This is a genomic window from Pseudomonadaceae bacterium SI-3 (genome assembly GCA_004010935.1).
Lineage (GTDB): Bacteria > Pseudomonadota > Gammaproteobacteria > Pseudomonadales > Pseudomonadaceae > Stutzerimonas.
The window spans coordinates 4,043,986-4,063,431 of record CP026511.1 but is presented as its reverse complement, the minus strand read 5'-3'; the positions used below and the strand labels follow the sequence as shown (position 1 = coordinate 4,063,431).

Sequence of the window (19,446 nt, the reverse complement as noted above, 5' to 3'; positions counted from 1 at the left end):
GGTGCTCAGCTAACGACCGGCTCCAGCAGCGTGCCGCGCAACGAGTGCGGCAGCGCTTCGTCAATGTGCACGTCGACAAACTGTCCGATTAACCGCGGATTGTCGCAACGGAAATTGACGATCCGGTTGTGCTCGGTACGACCCTGTAGCATGCCTGGGTCTTTCTTAGAGTAGTCCGTGACGAGAATGCGCTGCTGCGTGCCCGCCATCCGTCGGCTGTTCTCGAAGCCCTGTTGGTTGATCCGCTGTTGCAGGATCGACAGGCGCTGCTTCTTCACGTCGTCTGGGGTTTCGTCGACCAGATCCGCTGCTGGCGTGCCCGGCCGCGAGCTGTAGACAAAGGAGTAGGAGAAGTCGAAACCAACGTCCTCGATCAACTTCATGGTCTGCTCGAAGTCCTTCTCGGTTTCGCCTGGGAAGCCAACGATGAAGTCAGAACTGATCAGGATGTCCGGTACGGCGGCCTTGAGCTTGCGGATGCGTGACTTGTATTCGAGCGCGGTGTGGTTGCGCTTCATCCCGGCCAGCACTCGATCCGAACCCGACTGAACCGGCAGATGCAGATACTTCACCAGCTCCGGCACTTCGGCGTGAGCCTGGATCAGCGCATCGGAGAATTCCAATGGGTGGCTGGTGGTGTAGCGGATGCGGTCGATGCCATCGACTGCCGCGACCACGCGGATCAGTTCGGCCAGATCGGCGGTGCGGCCGTCATGGGTGGCACCGCGGTAGCCGTTGACGTTCTGTCCGAGCAATGTGACTTCTCGAACGCCGTTTTCGGCCAGGTGAATGACTTCGGCAAGCACATCGTCGAACGGACGGCTGACTTCTTCGCCACGGGTGTAAGGCACCACGCAGAACGTGCAGTATTTGCTGCAGCCTTCCATGACCGAGACGAACGCGGTCGGGCCGTCGACGCGCGGCTCGGGCAAGCGGTCAAATTTCTCGATCTCGGGAAACGAAATGTCGACCTGCGGTTTCTTCGTCGTGCGCGCTGCATCGATCATTTCGGGTAGCCGGTGCAGCGTCTGCGGGCCGAAGACCACATCGACATAGGGCGCCCGGTCACGGATCGCCGCGCCTTCCTGGCTAGCAACGCAGCCGCCGACACCGATCACCAACTGCGGGTTTTCAAGCTTGAGCTCCCGCCAGCGGCCGAGTTGCGAGAACACCTTCTCCTGAGCCTTTTCACGAATCGAGCAGGTGTTGAGCAGGATCACATCGGCTTCCGCCGGATTTGAAGTGATCTCGAGAGGTTGCTGCTCACCCAGCAGGTCAACCATGCGCGAGCTGTCGTACTCGTTCATCTGGCAACCGTGGGTTTCGATATAGAGCTTGCGGGTCATGTTACGGGCCGGCGTTGTGCAAAAAATGACCGGCGATTATACGACCAGGGCGTGGGCGATAAAAGCGCAAGCGCAAAGGTCCGCCTCAAGCCATGAGTCGCAAGGGAAAACAGGCGGGTTTGGTGACATTGAGGCCAGTCGGAACTCGCATTCGCTGGCAGCTTACTATTCGCCTGCCGTCTGCAGGTCCATCAGATAGTCGCGAAAGATCTGCCCGAGAACCTGAGTCGCGATTTCGTGCTCCTCACGTCCCATCTGCGCCGAGACACGATCGGCGGTATCCAGCGCCTCTTCTTCGCCATTGACCGCCGACATCTTCAACACAACGTAAGCCTGGACGTTGTTGGCGGGCACCCCTTCACCGCGAAAGAACATCACGCCGAGTCGATGCTGGGCCAATGCGTGTCCCTTCAGTGAGGCCTGCTCGAACCAGTGCAGCGCTTTAGCCAGGTCACGTGGAACGCGCCGGCCGTTGTAGTAATAGTCACCGAGCTCATAGGCCGCCTGCAGGTCACCCCCATTGGCGGCGTGTTCGCAGGCGCGCAGCGCTTCGTTCATCGCTTCCGGGACGGTGTTGAGCGCGCAGCGGGAAGTGGCAGGGATCAGCAGCGAGTTGCCGCCCGCCATGCCCAGCAGGGGAGTGAGTAGCAGCAGGCAGCCAAGAGTGAGGCTGCGACCGGTGCAAGTCATGAATCAAGGCGCCTCGAAGATCAGGGCGGTGACTGAAAGGTTCGGCGTGAAACGAGCCGACTGTCACATTATGGATAAGCGGTGGCCTGCTTACAAAGGCTTTAACGGCAGGCTTGCGGCTTTTTATGTGGGCGCAGGGCTTTCTTCTCGCATATTCCCGGGTAGATGGAGCAATAGCCAGGCGATGATCGGAATGGCCAGTGCCAGCCACAGCTGCTGATAGGCCTGCAGCGGGTTGGAGCTGAGCAGCAGCCCACCCCAGGGGAGCAGAGCCATGAGCAAAACGCTGCCAGCCAACCCCGCCGCGGCCTGCAGGCGTGCAGGCCATTGCAGCAAGCCTGCATAAGCCACCAGAAGAGCGCTCAGCAAACCCAGCGAAAGCGCATATGGCGCGCTCCAGCCCAGCTGCCTGGCCAGTTCAAAAAACGCACATAACCCAATCACTACACGGCCCCAGGTGGGACGGCTCCATATCCATTTGCGCGACAGAGTCAGCGCGACCACGCCGACGAGCGGCAAGCCAAGCAGCAAGGTTGCCTGCAGCAGCCAGCGTTCCGCTTCGAGCGTATCAGCACCTAACGCTAGGCGTGCCGTCGCGCATGCACCTGTCCCGGCCGCCAGACTGAACGCAAGCAGTGCCGAGAACAGAGCTGGTTGATCCGGCTCGCCGTAGCCGCGCCGGGCGCTGCCGATCCAGATGGCGCTCGCCAACCCCGTCAGGGTCAGCAGCACGGCTTGTAGTAGGTCGGGGATCAGGTTCATTTCAGCTGAGCGAAGGCGTGCTCGGCGGCATCCAGGGTGATCTGCAGCTCCTTGTCGCCATGAGCGATGGAGGTGAAGCCGGCTTCGAACGCGCTGGGCGCCAGGTACACGCCGCCCTCAAGCATCAGATGGAAGAAACGTTTGAAGCGCTCGGCGTCGCTGGTCATTACGTCGTCGAACGTGACGATGTTGTCCGCTTCGCTGAAATACAGACCGAACATGCCGCCCACCTGGGTGGTGACGAACGGGATGCCGGCGGCTTCAGCCCGCTCTTTCAGGCCCTGCAGCATGCGCGTGGTGTAAGCGGTGAGCTCCTCATGAAAACCGGGGCGTTTGATCAGCTTCAGCGTCGTCAAGCCGGCCGCCATCGCCAACGGGTTACCTGACAGGGTGCCGGCCTGATAAACCGGGCCCAGCGGTGCGATGCGCTCCATGATGGCGCGCTTGCCGCCGAAACAGCCGACCGGCATGCCGCCGCCAATGATCTTGCCGAAGGTGGTCAGGTCCGGGGTGACGCCGTAATGGGCCTGAGCGCCGCCGAGGGCGACGCGGAAGCCGGTCATCACTTCATCGAAGATAAGCACTACGCCGTGCTTGTCGCACTGCTCGCGCAGCCCCTGTAGATAACCGGGCGCAGGCGGTACGCAGTTCATGTTTCCTGCGACCGGCTCGACGATGATGCAGGCCACTTCGCTGCCCACTTCGGCGAGCATCTGTTCGACAGCGGCCAGGTCGTTGAACGGCAGCGTCAGGGTGTGCTTGGCGAATGCTGCCGGTACCCCCGCAGAACTGGGAACGCCTTGGGTCAGGGCACCTGAGCCTGCCTTCACCAGCAGGCTGTCGGAGTGGCCGTGGTAGCAGCCTTCGAACTTGATGATGCTGTCGCGTCCGGTGTAGCCACGGGCTAGACGGATTGCACTCATGGTCGCCTCGGTGCCGGAGCTGACCATGCGCATCATTTCCATGGATGGCACCAGACTGCAGACCAGCTCGGCCATTTCGGTTTCCATGGCGGTCGGCGCGCCGTAGGACAATCCGTGTTGCAGCTGATTGCGGACCGCGTCGAGTACGTCAGGATGGCTGTGCCCCAGAATCATCGGGCCCCAGGAACCGACGTAATCTACGTAGCGCTTGTCGTCTTCATCGGTGACATAGGCGCCTTCGGCGTGCTTGAAGAATAACGGCGTGCCGCCAACGCTGCGGAAGGCGCGTACCGGTGAGTTCACGCCGCCTGGAATTCGGTTCTGAGCACTTGCGAAGAGGGTTTCGGAACGGGACATAGTGCCTCTCTCGATACAGGAATAGGTTTGAGGAGCACGGCGGCTGGAGCCGTACCGTGTTCAATTAATAGCGAAGAGTTCGCTGAAGGCCTGCGCGCGGCGTTCGACCTCGTCCGCTGACTCGGCAGCGAACAAGGCGTGGACGACGGCGATCAGACTGGCGCCCTTGGCGATCAGGCCTGGCGCATTGTCCAGCGTCACGCCGCCAATCGCGGTGATCGGCACGCTGAACCGCTGTCGCGCCTCTGCCAGCAGCTCAGGCGTTGCCGAGGGCGCGCCGGGCTTGGTGTTGGAGTCGAAGAACCGGCCGAACGCGATATAGCTGGCGCCCTCACGGATGGCCTGCTCGGCCAGATCCAGGCGCGCATGACAGGTCGCTCCAATGATGGCCTTGCGGCCGAGCAGGGCGCGGGCCACTGAGAGCGAACCGTCTTCCTGGCCGAGATGCAGGCCGACGCCCAGGCGGGCGGCAAGCTCGGCATCATCGTTGATGATCAACTGGGCGCCGTGACGATCGCAAAGTTCGCGCAAGGCCTCGGCCTCGCGCAGGCGCCGTCTGTCATCCTCGGACTTGTCGCGGTATTGCAGCAGCCGAGCACCGCCTTTGAGCGCCGCATCGGCATAGGGCAGCAGCCGCCCGTCGGCCAGGAGTTTGCTGTCTGTGATCGCGTAGAGCCCGCGCAGTTTGGTGTCTTTCATGGCAGCGCTCCGGTCAGGCCAGATCCAGCGGCAGGCGTCGTGGAATATATTGGCCACGGCCTGGTGCTTCGGCGTCACGCAGCGTGCGCCAGGTGTAATCGAGGGCGGATTTCACCGCGCTGGCCAGGTCCTCGCCCAGCGCCAGCCTTCCGGATAACGCACTGGCCAGGGTGCAGCCGGACCCGTGATAGCTGCCGGGCAGGCGCTGGCAGCTGAAATCGTAGCGGCTGCCATCACGCGAGTAGAGTCGGTTGTGGACTTCGGTCTCGTCGCCATGGCCTCCGGTGATCAGCAGGTGACGGATGAAGGGCAACAGCTTTTCCGCGCATTCATCGGCGCTGCCTTCCGGAAGCTCGGCAAGAATCCGTGCTTCAGGCAGGTTCGGGGTGGCAATGGTGGACACAGGAAACAGTCGTTCGCGCATGGCGTAGCCGACTTCGTCCTTGCCCAGCGCGCCGCCGCCGCCGGCGCGCAGCACCGGATCACAGACCAGAGGGATGCCAGGCAGCTTCTGCATGATTTCCAATACGGTATCGACCATCTCAATCGAGCCGAGCATGCCCAGTTTGACTGCGGCTACTGGCAAGTCGGCTATGACGGCGTCAGCCTGAGCCAGCACCCATTCGCGATCGAGCACGCGAAAGTCGGTGACGTTGACGGTGTCCTGAACGGTCAGTGCAGTGACCGCCGGGGCGGCATGACAGCCCTGGGCGATCAGCGCTTCGATGTCGGCTTGTAGCCCAGCACCGCCACTCGGGTCGTGGCCGGAAAGGCAAAGAACGACAGGGCGGGAGCAATGGCCGGACATCGATGGGTTCCCCGAGTCATGGTGTGGTGGGTCCGGCCGAGGCTAGGCGCAGCCGGATTTTCATGGCGTGCGAGCTTATCACCAATCCTCCCGGGCAGCTCGCGCCGGCACGCTCGCGGTTGCCACCGCGTACGTCCGTCCGGTGGCACGCATGGCGTCGATTCTGTGGCGCCAGAACCATGTTAAAGTGCCAGCACTTAGCTTCGGCTGTGTGTATTCGGGAGAACGGGGGGTTCTTCTGGCGCAGCTCGACGGATTGCCTCCCCATGCACCATATTCTTCTTTTACTGCTCGCCCTGCTGCCAGCGATGTCGGGTGCCGTCGAGCTCAACAGCAATACCCAGCGTCTTCCACTCGGCCAGGTCATGTCGGTGCTGGAGGACCCTAGCCGCGAAGCCACCATCGCAGACGTGGTCGCGCTCGATGCCGCGGGGCGCTTCGTCGAGAGCGATGAGGATGTGCTCAATGCCGGTTACTCACGCTCGGCGTTCTGGCTGCGTATCGACCTGAACTACCGTGCCGAGCCGCCAGCCGAACACAGCCGCTGGTGGCTGGAGCTGGCGTATCCGCCGCTCGACCATCTCGACCTTTATCTGCCGGATGGGCTCGGTGGTTATCGCCTTGCGCAGCAGAGCGGCGACGCGTTGCCGTTCCATGAGCGCCAGATCAGGCAACGCAATCATCTGTTCGACCTGCAGCTAGCGCCTAACCAGCCACAGCGAATCTACCTGCGGTTGGAAAGTCAGGGCTCGATTCAGATCCCGCTCACCCTTTGGTCGCCGGTGGCCTACCTGGAAGAGCAATCCGGGCACATCTATGTGCTGGCGATCATCTACGGCGTGTTGCTGGTGATGCTGTTCTACAACCTGTTCATCTACCTCAGCGTCCGTGATCGCAGCTACCTCTATTACATCCTCTACATCGCTTCGTTCGGCCTATATCAGGTATCGGTGAACGGCCTTGGCGTTCAGTATCTCTGGCCGAACTGGGCGTGGTGGGCCAATGCATCGACGCCATTTCTCATCGGAGCGGCGGGTCTGTTCGGCTGTCAGTTCGCGCGCAGCTTTCTGCATACCAGCGAGCACAGCCCCTGGATCGACCGTGCCCTGATGCTGCTGATGGGGCTGGGGGCGGTGACGATGATCGTATCGCTGACCTCCAGTTACGCGCTGGCGCTGCGGATGGCGACCTTCCTTGCACTCTGGTTCATTCTGGTTATTTTCGTCGCCGCCATTGTGGCCTGGCATCGAGGGATGCGGGTTGCGCGCTATTTCTTGATCGCCTGGTCGGCCTTTCTCATTGGCGGGCAGATCAACACGCTGATGGTCCTGGGTTACCTGCCGCATAACTTCATCACCATGTATGCCGGCCAGATCGGCTCGGCGCTCGAGGTGGCGCTGTTGTCCTTGGCCCTGGCCGACCGGATCAACATGATGAAGGAAGAGCGTGCCCAGGTGCTCATGGATACCGGGCGTAAACTCGAAGCCATGAACCGCGAACTGGCCGAGAGCAACCGTCTCAAGGATCAGTTCCTCGCCAACGTCACCCACGAATTACGAACTCCGATGCACGGCGTGATCGGCAGTCTCGACCTGATGCGCACTCTGGAGCTGAGTGGCGAGCTTGAGCAGTACCAGCGCATCGCAAGCGGGTCGGCACGCGACATGATGCAGCTGGTCAACGACATCCTTGCCTTGACTGAACTGCAGGCGGGCAAGTTGCGGGTGCGCAATGCGCCGTTCAGCTTGCGGCTGTTGGCCGATGAGCTTTATGCGGAATACGGCGCGCGGGCTGCAACGCGCGGGTTGAGCTTCGATCTCGAACTCGATGGTCAGCTACCGGAAATACTGGCTGGCGACGGCGGCAAGCTGAAACAGAGCCTGGGCTACCTGCTCGACAACGCCATCAAGTTCACCTTGCGCGGGGGCGTCACGCTTTCGGTCAACGGATACGAGACCGCGCCCGGTTACATGCTGGATGTAACGGTGATCGATACCGGAGTGGGGTTCGACGCGCCGGTCGATGACTCGCTGTTCGAGTATTTCCGTCAACTCGATGGCAGCATGACTCGCCAGTACGGTGGGCTGGGAATCGGCCTGTCTCTATGCAAACAGCTGGTTGAGTTGCAGGGCGGAACGGTCTCCTGCCAATCCGAACCGGGTCGCGGCAGCCGCTTCCAGGTATTGCTACCGGTAGAGCTGACCTGAAGGTGCAACGCTGAGCGCTTGCGCCTAAGGCTGCGACCTGTTTCGCCCTTGCAACGCGCAGACTTTTGGCCGAAACCTCACTTTTGCCCGGCATACCTGCGTGCTTCACTTCTTTGGTGGGTGCCACCAGCCGGTGCCCCGCATCGGCCCGGCGATTCATTCGCGGTGACAGCGGTGAGTATCGCTAATCCCTAGTTGCATGCCGTCGGGCCCCTTGCCGCATCTGCCGAGGAGACCCGATATGAGCCTGCTGCAATACGCCGAAACCCACGAGGTGCTGAATCAGGTCCCGCCATTGGAGGGTGCCAACCTGTACCGTCTCGACCTGCCGCTTCAGGATTGGGTGAGGCGATACCGCGGCGGCTGGGCCGAATCGCGGCTGGATGCTTACGGCGCGTTGGCCGGTGGGCCGCTGATGGCTGCCGGGTTTCTGGCCAACGAGAACAAGCCGGTGTTCAAGAGCCATGACCGCTACGGCCACCGCATTGATCTGGTGGAGTTTCATCCGGCTTATCACCAGCTGATGAGTGCCGCAATTGCCCATGGCATCCCGTCACTGCCCTGGACCGATCCGCAATCCGGCGCCCAGGTGGCGCGTGCCGGTTTGATGTATTTGCACAATCAGGCCGAGGCCGGCAGCAGCTGCCCGTTGACCATGACCTACGCCAGCGTTCCCGCCCTGCGACAGCAGCCTGGGATTGCCGACGTCTGGCTGCCAAAGATCCTCAGCCGGGAATACGAACCACGCAACCTGCCGATGGAGCAGAAAAGCGGCGTCACCATTGGCATGGCCATGACCGAAAAACAGGGCGGCACCGACGTGCGCGCCAACACCACTCGTGCACATGCCGTCGGGTCGCGCGGTCCAGGCCAGGAGTACGAACTGATCGGGCACAAGTGGTTCTGTTCGGCGCCTATGTGTGATGCCTTCCTGACCCTGGCGCAGACCGAACAAGGCTTGTCATGCTTCCTTCTGCCGCGGCATAGACCCGATGGCAGCCGTAACCAGTTCTATATCCAGCGGCTGAAAAACAAACTGGGCAACTGGTCGAATGCATCCAGCGAAGTCGAATACCGCGGCGCGCTGGCCTGGATGATCGGTGAGGAGGGGCGAGGTGTGCCGACCATCATCGAGATGGTCTCCTCGACCCGTTTTGATTGCATGATCGGCTCCAGCTCATTGATGCGCCAAGCGCTGACCCAGGCCATGCACCATTGCACGCATCGGCAGGTGGGCGGTCGTGCCTTGATTGAACAACCGCTGATGCAGAACGTGTTGGCCGACCTGGCGTTGGAGAGCGAGGCTGCGCTGGCGCTGACCATGCGAATGGGTCGCGCGCTGGACAATCCGTTCGACGAGCAGGAGGAGAAGTTCGCCCGGCTGGTCACGGCGATCGGCAAATACTGGATCTGCAAACGCGCCCCGGAAATGGTCGCCGAAGCCAGCGAATGCCTAGGCGGCGCCGGCTACGTTGAGGAGACGATCATGCCGCGCCTCTATCGCGAAGCGCCGGTGAACTCCATCTGGGAAGGCTCAGGCAATGTGCAGTGCCTGGATGTCCTGCGTGCGCTGTCCAAGGAGCCTGGTGTGCTGGAAGTACTGTTCGCCGAGCTGGGCGACGGTCATGGAGATGTGCGTCTGCAGCACCACATCAAAGGGCTGCAAACGGCTTTTGCCGATAAAGGCGACATCCAGTACCGCGCGCGTCAGCTCACCGAAGATGTAGCCGTCGCGCTGCAGGCCAGGCTGCTGCTTGAAGCGGGTAACGATAAAGTCTCGGACGCGTTCATCGCCAGCCGCCTGGCGGGCAACGGCCGGGCCTTCGGCACGCTGCCGCGCGGCCTCGACATCAGTGCGCTGCTGGCGCGCAGTGCGCCGTTCATCGAGTGAGGTTCAGGCGGTCTGGCCAACCGCTTGGCGCGGCTCAGCCAGAATCCCTGCCAACACCTCGCGGTCGATGTTGGCACCACTGAGCACCACTCCAATGCGCTCGCCACGGTTGCGCTCGCGCTCCTGCATCGCGGCGGCCAGCGCGGCAGCGCCGGCGCCTTCGGCAAGGTTATGGGTGTCCTCGTGGAAGGCGACGATGGCCTGGCGGATTTCGGCGTCATCCACCCGCACGATGCGCACCGCGCCGTTGCGAATGATCTCCAGAGCGTCCGGCGACGGGATGCGGCATGCCATCCCATCGGCAAAGGTGTTGGCTGTTTCCGTACAGACGATGCGGCCTTGCTCGAAGCTCTGCGCGTAGGCATCGGCAGCGCTGGACACCACGCCTATGATCTCCGTATTCAGACCCAGCAGGTCGCGGGTTCGGATCATCCCGCAGATGCCTGAGCCGAGCCCGATGGGCACATAAACCCGTCGCAGGTCCGGCACCGCTTCGAGGAATTCCAGCGCATAGGTGGCGACACCTTGGATCAGGTCCGGATGCAGTGAAGGGACAAAATGCCAGCCGTTGGCCTCAGCCAGCTCCGCGGCGTGCTGGCGGGCGGTATCGAAGTCGCGACCGTACTCGACGACCTCAGCGCCACAGGCACGCATGGCGGCGTTCTTTTCCGCCGAGTTGCTTTCAGGGACCAAAACCTGCATGCGTAAACCGGCGTTGCGTGCGGCCATCGCCAGGCTGATGCCGTGATTGCCACGGGTTGCGGTGACGAGGCCCGGCAAGCGCGGTTCACGCTTGATCAGCTCATGGATATAGAGCACACCGCCGCGCACCTTGAAAGCACCGGCTGGCGTGTGGTTCTCGTGCTTGACCCAGACTTGGCAGCCAAGCCGTTCGGCCAGCAGCGGCCACGCGTATTGCGGGGTTGGCGGTACGCTCTGGTGAATCAGTTCGGCTGCCTGACGCAGTTGGTGTAGATCGAACATCGACGGCTCCTCGGCGGGTTTGACGTCGATCCTAGGTGGCGGGCATTGTATGGGTAAATATCTATATTGCATGGCAAACAATGTGGTTACCCAAACTCGAATCTGATGACCAACCGCGCTACCTGGCGCTGGTCGATGCCATTGCATCGGCCATTGCACGTGGCGAGCTGCGGCCGGGGGATCGACTGCCGCCGCAGCGGCGGCTGGCCTGGGCGCTCGGCCTCAATCCCAGCACGGCAATGCAGGCCTACCGCGAAGCGGCGCGTCGGCATCTCGTCGGTGGCGAGGTAGGGCGTGGTACTTATGTGCTCGCCAGCAGCCGCGAGGCCAGCCTGTTCCGGCTGAAGACGCCGGAGGCCCATCCGGAACTGGTCGACCTCTCGACCAACCTGCCGGTCCTCGACCCCGACGATGACGACATGCAGCGCAGCATGGCGGCACTGTGCGCGATGGGTGACCTGGCGAGCCTGCAGGGTTATCCCTCGGCGCGCAGTCTGCAGCGTGGCCAGCTGGCGGTGAGCGGCTGGTTGCGTGGGCGGGCGCTTGAGATTCCGCCGCAGCAGGTGATGCTTTGTGCCGGGGCGCAGCAGGGCGTGTTCGCTGCGCTGATCGGATTGTGCGAGCCAGGCGAGCCGGTACTGGTCGAAGCCCTGACGTCCCCCGGTATCAAGGCCGCCGGGCGTCAGTTACGACTGCCGCTGCACGGGGTCGCAATGGACGAGTTCGGCATTCTGCCGGACGATCTCGACCGTCTGGCCCGCGCTACCTCGGCCCGCGTGGCGGTCCTGACGCCGTGCATGCAGAACCCGACCGCCGTGAGCATGGATACGCAGCGCCGCGAGGCTATCGCCGCCGTGGCGCGACGGCGAGGCTTGCTGATCATCGAAGACGATATCTACGGCGCACTTGGCGGCGAGCCACCACTGGCCGCCACGTTGCCTGAACGCACCCTGCTGATCAGCAGTCTGTCGAAGACGGTCGCGCCTGGGTTGCGCCTCGGCTTTATCGCCGGACCGGACAAGTGGTTGTCGCGTATCGATCCGGAACGGCAGGCGACCAGTTGGGCCTTGTCGACGCTATGCCTGCAGATCGGCTGCGAATGGCTTGAAGACGGCACCGCGGCGCGTCGGCTGGCCTGGCAACGTGAGCAGATGACCCGGCGTTGGCGGCTGGCGCAGAAACTGCTTGGGTCTGCCTCGTCAAATGCGTCGCCGCATCTGTGGCTGGAATTGGCCGAAGACCAAGATCTGCCGGTGCTGTGCCGTGATGCGGGGATCGAAGCGGCTGCAGCCGCCGTGTTCGCGGTCGGCCATGGCGCGCCCAATGCGCTGCGCCTGAGCCTGACCGCGGCGCCCAGCCTGGCGATATTGAAGGCGCGGCTGGAGTCGCTGGCGCTGCGAATAGCCGCGTCTGATCGATGATCGCAGCACTGCGGTGCTACCGCTGTCATCGAACAGCAGGCAAGATGTTTTCAACGAATCAACAAGGAAACCCACCATGAATCCAGCAGGCGAGACTTTTCGCATTGCCACCAGCGCTGAAGCGGCCGTGGACCACCTTGCCGAGCTGCACCAGCATGCCACCCGTGCACTGAATCAGGCGCTCAAGCGCTACGTCACGACGCGCGAAGAGCCAGATGCCGCCGAGCGCGCGCTTTTCCATTATCCCGAGCTGCGCCTGACCTACGAGTGCCATGGCGAGGTGCCGGCTTCCACCCGTGCTTACGCCAAGGTGCAGGCACCGGGTGTTTACAGCGTGACCGTGACCCATCCGGCGTCGTTTCGCAGCTACCTGCTCGACCAGCTGCGACCGCTGATCAAGGACTTCGGCGTCAAAGTCGAGGTGGGCATCAGTGAACGCAACATTCCCTATCCCTATGTGATCGAGCAGGGCGACGAACTGGCCGGGACCGGTGTGACTGCCGCCGAACTGGCGCGGGTGTTCCCCAGCACCGATCTATCCGCGGCCACCGATGACATCGCCGACGGCCTGTATGACTGGGAGCATGCCGATCCCTTCCCGCTGGCGCTCTTCGATGGTGCACGGGTGGATTTCTCGCTGCGCCGACTAGTGCATTACACCGGTAGCGACTGGCGCCACGTGCAGCCCTGGATTCTGCTGACCAACTACCACCGCTACGTCGATCAGTTCATCCGTCACGGTCTCGACATGCTGCGCGACGACACCCGTTTCGTGCGCATGGTGCTGCCGGGCAACATCATCATCGAGCGCGGCATGGACGAGGGCGAAGCCCAGGCGATCATTGGCGGTGTGCTCTGGCATCGCTACCAGATGCCGGCCTATCACCTGCAGGCCAAAGATGGCGATGGCGTCACCCTGGTGAATATCGGCGTCGGCCCATCGAATGCCAAGAACATCACCGATCACCTGGCCGTCCTGCGCCCCCATTGCTGGTTGATGATCGGCCACTGCGGCGGGCTGCGGCAGTCGCAGTCCATCGGCGACTACGTGCTGGCCCACGCCTACATGCGCCGTGACGGGATTCTCGACCGGGTTCTGCCGCCGCATATCCCGCTGCCGGCGCTGGCGGAAGTGCAGCAGGCGCTACAGGAAGCCGCGGCGCAGGTGACCGGGGAGCAGGGCGAAGCGCTCAAGCGGCGCCTGCGCACCGGTACGGTGCTGACCTACGATGATCGCAACTGGGAATTGCGCTGGGCTCAGGAGCGGCCGCTGATCAACCTCTCCCGTGCGGTCGCGGTGGACATGGAAAGCGGCACCATCGCCGCTCAGGGCTATCGCCTGCGGGTGCCTTACGGGACGCTGCTCTGCGTCTCGGACAAGCCGCTGCACAGCGAGATCAAGCTGCCAGGCTCGGCCAACGCTTTCTATGAGCGCGCCGTGACCCAGCACCTGAAGATCGGTATCGCCGCGCTCGACCTCTTGCGCACTCAGCTCAACTCGCTGCACTCGCGCAAGCTGCGCAGCTTCGACGAGCCGCCGTTCCGCTAACGGATGGCGGCTCGCCGAGACGCTCAGTCCTTCAGGAACTCCGGCAATTTCGGGTCGCCTTTGGCCGGAAGGCTGTAGGCGACCACATAGTCGCCCGGCGGCGTCTCCATAAAGTGATGGCCGCCGGCGATGATCACCAGGTACTGGCGCCCGTTTGCCTCGTAGGTCATCGGCGTCGCCTGCCCGCCGGCGGGCAGCACGTCCTCCCACAGCACCTCACCGGTATCGATATCGATCGCGCGGATTAGGTTGTCTGTTGCCGCCGCGATGAAGATCAAGCCACCTGCGGTAATCACCGGTCCACCGTTATTCGGTGTACCCACTTTCACCGGCAGGTGCGACGAGATCCCGAACGGCCCGTTACGCCGGGCGGTGCCTAGCGGTTCGTTCCACAGCACCTCACGGGTGTTGAGGTCGATGGCCATGATGCCGCCAAACGGCGGGCGGGAGCAGGGCACGCCTGTCAGGCTGTTGCGCCAAGCCTGGATGGACACGGCGTAGGGCGAACCTGACTGCGGTACCGAGCCGCCGGACGAAGTGCTGCCGCCCGGTACGCCAAGCGGGACCATGCCGCGCTCGTCGGCCTTGTCACGCGGGATGAGCTGGTCATGCATGGCGATGTGGTTGTAGTTCAGCACCAGGATGTTGCGGTCGGTGTTGACCGCTGCGCTGCCCCAGTCGTTACCGCCGTTGTAACTCGGCCATTGCAGGAATGGCCTGTCCACGCTCGGCGGTGTGTACATGCCTTCATAGTTGGCGCGCTTGAACTGGATCCGGCACCACAGCTGGTCCAGCGGCGTCACGCCCCAGGCATCGCTCTCGGTCAGCGGCTCGCGCGGCATCGACGGCATGCCGGTGGAAAATGGCTGGGTCTCTGAAAGCGTTTCGTCAGGCAGCGGGCTGGCCGGCACCGGGCGTTCCTCGACAGGCGTCAGCGGCTCGCCAGTGCGGCGGTCGAGGACGTAGATGTCGCCCATCTTGGTGGGCAGCACGACCGCAGGGACAGTGCGGCCGTCGCCGACCGGGAAGTCGATCAGGCTGCCCTGGGAGCCGAGGTCATAGTCCCAGACATCGTTATGCACGGTCTGAAAGACCCAGCGCACTGATCCGTTGGTAACGTCCAGGGCCACCAATGCGGTCGAGTAGGGTTTCTCGAATTCTCTGCGGTTGCCGCTCCAGTAGTCGACCGACGAATTGCCCATCGGCACGTAGACAAGGCCGAGGTCCTCGTCGCCGGAGAAGATCGTCCAGGCGTTGGGGGTACCTCGGGTGTAGACATCACCCCCTTCGGGCAGCCCGGTCTCGCCAGGGCGGCCCATGTCCCAGGCCCAGGCCAGCTCGCCGGTGGCTGCGTCGTACCCGCGAATCACGCCGGACGACGCGTCTTCCTTCTGGCCGTCGAGCACCTGGTGCCCGACCACGGCGATGCCGCGGACGATGGTTGGCGGCGAAGTCACCGCGACGTAGCCGGGTACGGAGTCGCCCATGCCTTCCATCAGATCGACGTGCCCGGCGTGGCTGAAATCGGCGCAGGGCACGCCGGTATCGGCATCCACCGCCACCAGCTCGGCATCGAGTGTGCCCTCGATGACACGGCGCTTGCAGGCGGCATCATCGGGTGCATCCGGCACCTCGTAGTAACTCACGCCGCGGCAGGTCGCTGAATAGGGAATATGGTCGGTGGAAACCTTCGGGTCGTAGCGCCAACGTTCCCGACCGGTGCTGGCGTCCAGCGAGATCAGCACGTTCAGTGCATCGCACAGGTAGAGGTTGTCACCGACCTTGAGCGGCGTGGTTTCCGGCGCCCACTTCTTGTCGACCACGGACTGATCGGGCAGGTTGCCGGTGCGGTAGCCCCAGACCGGCTTGAGATCGGCGACGTTGTCACGGTTGATCATCTCCAGCGGCGAGTAGCGCGTGGCCGCATTGTTGCGTCCGTAGGCAGTCCAGTCGGCCGGCTCGGGCTCGGCACCCGTCGGTCCCGGCGACACCGTGGTGGCGGGTTCGAGCGAAGGGTCCGCCGCAGTCGTTTGGGCGTAGCTGAACGGTAGCCAGGTCAGGCTTAACAGGCCAACGAGTCGAAGCAGATGAATCATGGGTGCGCCTCCCTGCGAGTGTGGCGCCGCAGCACCGGAATGAACGCGAGCGTGAGAAGGGCAATTACGGCCAGCGCCACCACGCGTGGCACCAGCGCCCAAGGGTCGAGGCCGACCTCCCAGATCGCCCAGATCAAGGTGCCGATAAACACCAGCCAGTAGAGCAAGACGCCGCTGATGCGCTGCATGAACAGCAGTACGCCAGAAGCCAGCATGCCGGCTCCGGCGATGAGGTAGTACCAGGATCCGCCAAGGGTGATCAGCCAGAGGCCGCCAGCGGCAAGTGCGAGCCCGAACAGGGCGACGATGATGGAGAAGACTTTCAGTGCCCAATAGGCGAAGCCGCGGGCGTGAAGGGATCCGGACACGTGGCGCTTGCTCCCTGAAGACCGGTGAATGAGGCACCACCGAATGCAATCGGCGGCGTGACTCAACTTTTGGGTCTCAGGGGGCGCTCAGGTTCCGTGAATGTTTCGGTTTGTGTCGGATTCAGGCCGCAAGCAACCAAGCACCAACCAGCGCGGAGGCAGCGCCTGCGATGCGCACCAGGGGCATGGCGAGTTGCGGCAGGTTGCGGGCGACGGCATAGCCGATGCCATGCAGCGCGGCGGTGGCGGCGACGAAGCCAGCGGCGTAACCCCATGGGCTGGACAGTGCCGGCAGCTCCAGGCCATGGGCAACGCCATGACTGAGTGCGAACAGCGCGGTCAGCCCGGCGGCAACGGCCAGCGGCGGGCGCACCGCCAACGCGACCAGCAACCCAAGCGCCAGTACCGAGCCGGCGATACCGGTTTCCATTAATGGCAGGTGCATACCGGTAAAGCCGAACAGACCGCCGAATAGCATGGTGGCGACGAAGGTCAGCGGCAACGCCCAGCGCGCGCTGCCCTGCTGCTGCGCCGCCCAGAGGCCGACGGCCAGCATCGCCAGCAAATGATCGAAGCCAAAGATTGGATGGGCGATACCCGACATCACGCCGGCGTGGTCGTGGCCAGGATGGGCGAAAGCCAAGGCAGGGCTCAGCAACAGGGCGGACGCAACGACGAGTTTTCTATTCAGATTCATAGGGTGTTCCCTCTGGTGTGCATGGCGGTCGCGAATCGTCGCAGGCGATCGACAGGAGCCGGATGGCTGTCATTTTTTGTAGGAGCGGGCTTGCTAACGAAGCGCTTAGCATCGCGCGCAAGGACTGGGCGCCCCCCTCGCTCCTACAGTTGATTCGGTTCAGGCAGCGCTGAGCATTCCCTGCTGTTCGATAAAGGCGATGATCTCGTCGAGACCCTGGCCAACCTTCTGATTGCTGAACACGAAGGGTTTGTCGCCGCGCATCTTGCGGGTGTCGCGATCCATGACCTCCAGCGAGGCGCCGACCATGGGAGCCAGGTCGACCTTGTTGATCACCAGCAGATCGGATTTGCAGATGCCCGGCCCGCCCTTGCGTGGCAGCTTGTCGCCGGCCGATACGTCGATCACATAGATGGTCAGGTCCGACAGCTCCGGACTGAAGGTGGCCGACAGATTGTCGCCACCGGACTCGACGATGATCAGGTCCAGCCCTGGGAAGCGCCGGTTTAGCTGTTCGACGGCTTCCAGATTGATCGAAGCATCCTCGCGGATCGCGGTGTGCGGGCAACCGCCAGTCTCGACGCCGATGATGCGCTCGGGCGCCAGGGCCTCGTTGCGTACGAGAAATTGCGCGTCTTCCTGGGTGTAGATGTCGTTGGTGACCACGGCCAGGTTGTAGCGCTCGCGCAGGGCCAGGCAGAGGGCGAGGGTCAGGGCAGTCTTGCCGGAGCCGACCGGCCCGCCGATGCCGATGCGCAGGGGTTGGGTGTTCATCGTCTGTTTCCTCTTGTGAAAGCGGTGCTCATGAGCGGAACAGCCGGCTGTATTGGCGCTCATGCGCCATGCTCGTCAGGGACAGGCCAAAGGCGGCGCTGCCCCAGTGCTCCGGCTCGATAAGGGTGGCGTCGTGATGGGCTTGCTGCAGGACCGGCAGCAACTGCGAGGTCAGCCGCTGCGCCGCCTGCTGCCCGAGCGGCAGGGTTTTCATCAGCACCGCCAGCTGATTTTCCAGCCAGCCCCAAAGCCAGGCGGTCAGTGCATCCTCGGGGCCGATGCCCCAGGCACGCGCGGCCAAGGCCCAGCCCAAGGCGAGGCCTGGCTCGTCGATGCGCTGAAACAGGGCGCTCGCAGGGGCGTCGAGTTCGGGCAGATTGTCCAGCAGTTGCTTCAGTGAAAAGCCCATCTGCCGGCTTTCCAGCCGTAGCTCACGGGTTTCGCGACTGGCGCGATGGCAATCGGCAAGTCGCTCGAGTTCTGTCCAGTCTTCAGCAGCTGCCGCCTGGCAGTGCGCGAGCAGCAGCGGCGCTTCAAAGCGCGCCAGATTCAATAACAGCTGGTCGCCCAGCCAACGGCGGGCGCTGGCTTCGTCGCGTACTCGCTCGCATTCGACCGCCATTTCCAGGCCTTGCGAATAGCTGTATCCACCGATCGGCAACTGCGGGCTGGCAAGCCGCAGCAGCGCGAACGCAGCCGGATTCACGTGCGCACACCAAACTGATGCAGACGTGGCGCGTAGCTGAACTCGGCTTCGCCTGCGTGGGAGTGATGATGGCCGCCCCCGTACGCGCCGTGCTCGGGCTGGAAGGGCGCCTCGATGGCTTCGACACTGGCGCCCAGCTGCACCAGCATGTCTTTCAGTACGTAGTCGTCGAGCAGCCTCAGCCAGCCGTCGCCGAGCTGCAGTGCCACATGGCGGTTGCCCAAGTGATAGGCGGCGCGCGTCAGTTCGAACGCGCTGCTGCAGGTCACATGAAGGAGCTGTTCGGCGCGGGCCCGCACACGGACGATACGGCCATCCTCGGCGCGCAGGCATTCGCCGTCATGCAGCGGTTGCTGGCCGCGCTCGAGGAACAGGCCGACATCTTCTCCTGTGGTGGAGAAGCAACGCAGACGCGATTTGCTACGGGCTTCGAAGGTCAACTCCAGCTCGGCGTCGGCATTGGCCTGCGGGGAGGTGCGGTGATGGATGACCAGCATGGCGAGCAGTTCCGGTTGTGCGATTGGCACAAGCAGAGCAAGGCCCTTGCCAACCCGCCACAACAGAAGCGCCCCGCAGCCTGCAGGTTACCCGTGCTTGAAAATGGGGCTTTAGGCTGTCCTGTTATGGTGCGTCTGCATCTAGGTCGCACCATCTGCGTGCGTTCAGTGCAGCGCCCGCACCATATAGACGGCGGGTATCTGATAGCTGGCAAGGTTGCTGGCTTGGGGCGGCTCGAGTTCCGTGTGTGCTGCATAGCCGAGGCGAGACCAGAAGGCTTCGGACTCCTGCACCGACACCAGCGCCGAGTAGCGCAGCTTCTGAGTGCGCGCCTGCTCGAGGTTCTTCTGCACCAGCGCCGGCCCGATGCCCCGGCCACTGGCCCGCCGGGATACGGCAAGGTCGTGCAGATACAGGCAGTCGGCTTTGGCGTGGGATTCGAAGTCGCCATCCAGTGGCGTCACCTTGCCGACCCGTGAGTGGTAGGCGAAGAGATAGGCGCAAACGCCCTGATCGTCCTCGGCCACCCAGGCCAGCTGCGGGCAGGCGGCGAGGCGGTTGAGGATCACCGCTTCGTCCTCGTGGACTTCGGCAGCATAGGATTCTTCCTGAATCGACATCACCGCAGGTATATCGCGCACCTGCATCGCTCGTATCTTGAACATCAAAA

At 63.3% G+C, this 19,446-nt stretch carries 18 protein-coding genes; 4 read left to right on the top strand and 14 right to left on the bottom strand.

Annotation, left to right across the window (positions count from 1 at the left end; genetic code table 11):
- Window positions 1-5: 5 nt before the first annotated feature.
- The 6 genes from C1896_19040 to C1896_19015 form a co-directional block, all read right to left on the bottom strand.
- On the bottom strand, window positions 6-1,346 hold the full coding sequence (locus tag C1896_19040; protein AZZ46827.1) for a tRNA (N6-isopentenyl adenosine(37)-C2)-methylthiotransferase MiaB: 1,341 nt from the start codon (window positions 1,344-1,346) through the stop codon (window positions 6-8).
- 165 nt (window positions 1,347-1,511) lie between these two features.
- Window positions 1,512-2,036, bottom strand: a complete 525-nt coding sequence (locus tag C1896_19035; protein ID AZZ46826.1) for a sel1 repeat family protein — start codon at window positions 2,034-2,036, stop codon at window positions 1,512-1,514.
- A 123-nt stretch (window positions 2,037-2,159) separates the two neighbouring features.
- Window positions 2,160-2,798, bottom strand: coding sequence for a hypothetical protein (locus C1896_19030; protein AZZ46825.1), 639 nt, complete (start codon window positions 2,796-2,798; stop codon window positions 2,160-2,162).
- The gene (gene hemL / locus C1896_19025) at window positions 2,795-4,078 is read right to left on the bottom strand and encodes a glutamate-1-semialdehyde-2,1-aminomutase (GenBank protein ID AZZ46824.1); all 1,284 of its coding nucleotides are present in this window, start codon (window positions 4,076-4,078) and stop codon (window positions 2,795-2,797) included. Before hemL ends, C1896_19030 begins: the two co-directional genes overlap by 4 nt.
- Before the next feature lie 60 nt (window positions 4,079-4,138).
- Window positions 4,139-4,777, bottom strand: a complete 639-nt coding sequence (locus C1896_19020; GenBank protein ID AZZ46823.1) for a thiamine phosphate synthase — start codon at window positions 4,775-4,777, stop codon at window positions 4,139-4,141.
- 13 nt (window positions 4,778-4,790) lie between these two features.
- On the bottom strand, window positions 4,791-5,585 hold the full coding sequence (locus tag C1896_19015) for a bifunctional hydroxymethylpyrimidine kinase/phosphomethylpyrimidine kinase (GenBank protein AZZ46822.1): 795 nt from the start codon (window positions 5,583-5,585) through the stop codon (window positions 4,791-4,793).
- Between the two features lie 266 nt (window positions 5,586-5,851).
- Between C1896_19015 and C1896_19010 the strand changes: the two genes are divergently transcribed.
- Both C1896_19010 and C1896_19005 read left to right on the top strand, forming a co-directional pair.
- A complete protein-coding gene (locus C1896_19010; protein AZZ46821.1) occupies window positions 5,852-7,792 on the top strand; it encodes a hybrid sensor histidine kinase/response regulator in 1,941 nt (646 codons plus the stop codon).
- Between the two features lie 241 nt (window positions 7,793-8,033).
- The gene (locus tag C1896_19005) at window positions 8,034-9,683 is read left to right on the top strand and encodes a DNA alkylation response protein (protein ID AZZ46820.1); all 1,650 of its coding nucleotides are present in this window, start codon (window positions 8,034-8,036) and stop codon (window positions 9,681-9,683) included.
- A gap of 3 nt (window positions 9,684-9,686) precedes the next feature.
- Here C1896_19005 and C1896_19000 read toward each other — a convergent pair whose 3' ends face one another.
- On the bottom strand, window positions 9,687-10,667 hold the full coding sequence (locus tag C1896_19000) for a hypothetical protein (protein AZZ46819.1): 981 nt from the start codon (window positions 10,665-10,667) through the stop codon (window positions 9,687-9,689).
- A gap of 80 nt (window positions 10,668-10,747) precedes the next feature.
- Here C1896_19000 and C1896_18995 point away from each other — a divergent pair, with 80 nt between their 5' ends.
- Both C1896_18995 and amn read left to right on the top strand, forming a co-directional pair.
- Window positions 10,748-12,088 (top strand): PLP-dependent aminotransferase family protein, encoded by a 1,341-nt coding sequence (locus C1896_18995; GenBank protein ID AZZ46818.1) that lies wholly within the window; start codon window positions 10,748-10,750, stop codon window positions 12,086-12,088.
- Window positions 12,089-12,164: 76 nt separating this feature from the next.
- The gene (amn, locus tag C1896_18990; GenBank protein ID AZZ46817.1) at window positions 12,165-13,637 is read left to right on the top strand and encodes an AMP nucleosidase; all 1,473 of its coding nucleotides are present in this window, start codon (window positions 12,165-12,167) and stop codon (window positions 13,635-13,637) included.
- Between the two features lie 23 nt (window positions 13,638-13,660).
- Here amn and C1896_18985 read toward each other — a convergent pair whose 3' ends face one another.
- From C1896_18985 to C1896_18955, 7 genes are all read right to left on the bottom strand, one after another.
- Entirely contained in the window at window positions 13,661-15,733 is a 2,073-nt protein-coding gene (locus C1896_18985) for a membrane-bound PQQ-dependent dehydrogenase, glucose/quinate/shikimate family (protein ID AZZ46816.1), read from the bottom strand.
- Entirely contained in the window at window positions 15,730-16,101 is a 372-nt protein-coding gene (locus tag C1896_18980; protein AZZ46815.1) for a glucose dehydrogenase, read from the bottom strand. The genes C1896_18985 and C1896_18980 overlap by 4 nt, the downstream gene beginning before the upstream one ends.
- A gap of 121 nt (window positions 16,102-16,222) precedes the next feature.
- Window positions 16,223-16,798 (bottom strand): protein hupE, encoded by a 576-nt coding sequence (locus C1896_18975; GenBank protein AZZ46814.1) that lies wholly within the window; start codon window positions 16,796-16,798, stop codon window positions 16,223-16,225.
- Between the two features lie 159 nt (window positions 16,799-16,957).
- Entirely contained in the window at window positions 16,958-17,572 is a 615-nt protein-coding gene (ureG, locus tag C1896_18970) for an urease accessory protein UreG (GenBank protein ID AZZ46813.1), read from the bottom strand.
- 28 nt (window positions 17,573-17,600) lie between these two features.
- Window positions 17,601-18,278 carry an urease accessory protein UreF gene (locus C1896_18965; protein AZZ46812.1) on the bottom strand — a complete coding sequence of 226 codons (678 nt, stop codon included), beginning with the start codon at window positions 18,276-18,278 and terminating at the stop codon, window positions 17,601-17,603.
- Window positions 18,275-18,775, bottom strand: a complete 501-nt coding sequence (locus tag C1896_18960) for an urease accessory protein UreE (GenBank protein ID AZZ46811.1) — start codon at window positions 18,773-18,775, stop codon at window positions 18,275-18,277. The genes C1896_18965 and C1896_18960 overlap by 4 nt, the downstream gene beginning before the upstream one ends.
- Before the next feature lie 165 nt (window positions 18,776-18,940).
- Window positions 18,941-19,423 (bottom strand): N-acetyltransferase, encoded by a 483-nt coding sequence (locus C1896_18955; protein AZZ46810.1) that lies wholly within the window; start codon window positions 19,421-19,423, stop codon window positions 18,941-18,943.
- Window positions 19,424-19,446: the final 23 nt, after the last annotated feature.

Coding starts and splice junctions, on each gene's coding strand:
- C1896_19040 (AZZ46827.1), bottom strand. CDS start 1,346: ATGACCCGCAAGCTCTATATCGAAACCCACGGTTGCCAGATGAACGAG.
- C1896_19035 (AZZ46826.1), bottom strand. CDS start 2,036: ATGACTTGCACCGGTCGCAGCCTCACTCTTGGCTGCCTGCTGCTACTC.
- C1896_19030 (AZZ46825.1), bottom strand. CDS start 2,798: ATGAACCTGATCCCCGACCTACTACAAGCCGTGCTGCTGACCCTGACG.
- hemL (AZZ46824.1), bottom strand. CDS start 4,078: ATGTCCCGTTCCGAAACCCTCTTCGCAAGTGCTCAGAACCGAATTCCA.
- C1896_19020 (AZZ46823.1), bottom strand. CDS start 4,777: ATGAAAGACACCAAACTGCGCGGGCTCTACGCGATCACAGACAGCAAA.
- C1896_19015 (AZZ46822.1), bottom strand. CDS start 5,585: ATGTCCGGCCATTGCTCCCGCCCTGTCGTTCTTTGCCTTTCCGGCCAC.
- C1896_19010 (AZZ46821.1), top strand. CDS start 5,852: ATGCACCATATTCTTCTTTTACTGCTCGCCCTGCTGCCAGCGATGTCG.
- C1896_19005 (AZZ46820.1), top strand. CDS start 8,034: ATGAGCCTGCTGCAATACGCCGAAACCCACGAGGTGCTGAATCAGGTC.
- C1896_19000 (AZZ46819.1), bottom strand. CDS start 10,667: ATGTTCGATCTACACCAACTGCGTCAGGCAGCCGAACTGATTCACCAG.
- C1896_18995 (AZZ46818.1), top strand. CDS start 10,748: ATGTGGTTACCCAAACTCGAATCTGATGACCAACCGCGCTACCTGGCG.
- amn (AZZ46817.1), top strand. CDS start 12,165: ATGAATCCAGCAGGCGAGACTTTTCGCATTGCCACCAGCGCTGAAGCG.
- C1896_18985 (AZZ46816.1), bottom strand. CDS start 15,733: ATGATTCATCTGCTTCGACTCGTTGGCCTGTTAAGCCTGACCTGGCTA.
- C1896_18975 (AZZ46814.1), bottom strand. CDS start 16,798: ATGAATCTGAATAGAAAACTCGTCGTTGCGTCCGCCCTGTTGCTGAGC.
- ureG (AZZ46813.1), bottom strand. CDS start 17,572: ATGAACACCCAACCCCTGCGCATCGGCATCGGCGGGCCGGTCGGCTCC.
- C1896_18960 (AZZ46811.1), bottom strand. CDS start 18,775: ATGCTGGTCATCCATCACCGCACCTCCCCGCAGGCCAATGCCGACGCC.
- C1896_18955 (AZZ46810.1), bottom strand. CDS start 19,423: ATGCAGGTGCGCGATATACCTGCGGTGATGTCGATTCAGGAAGAATCC.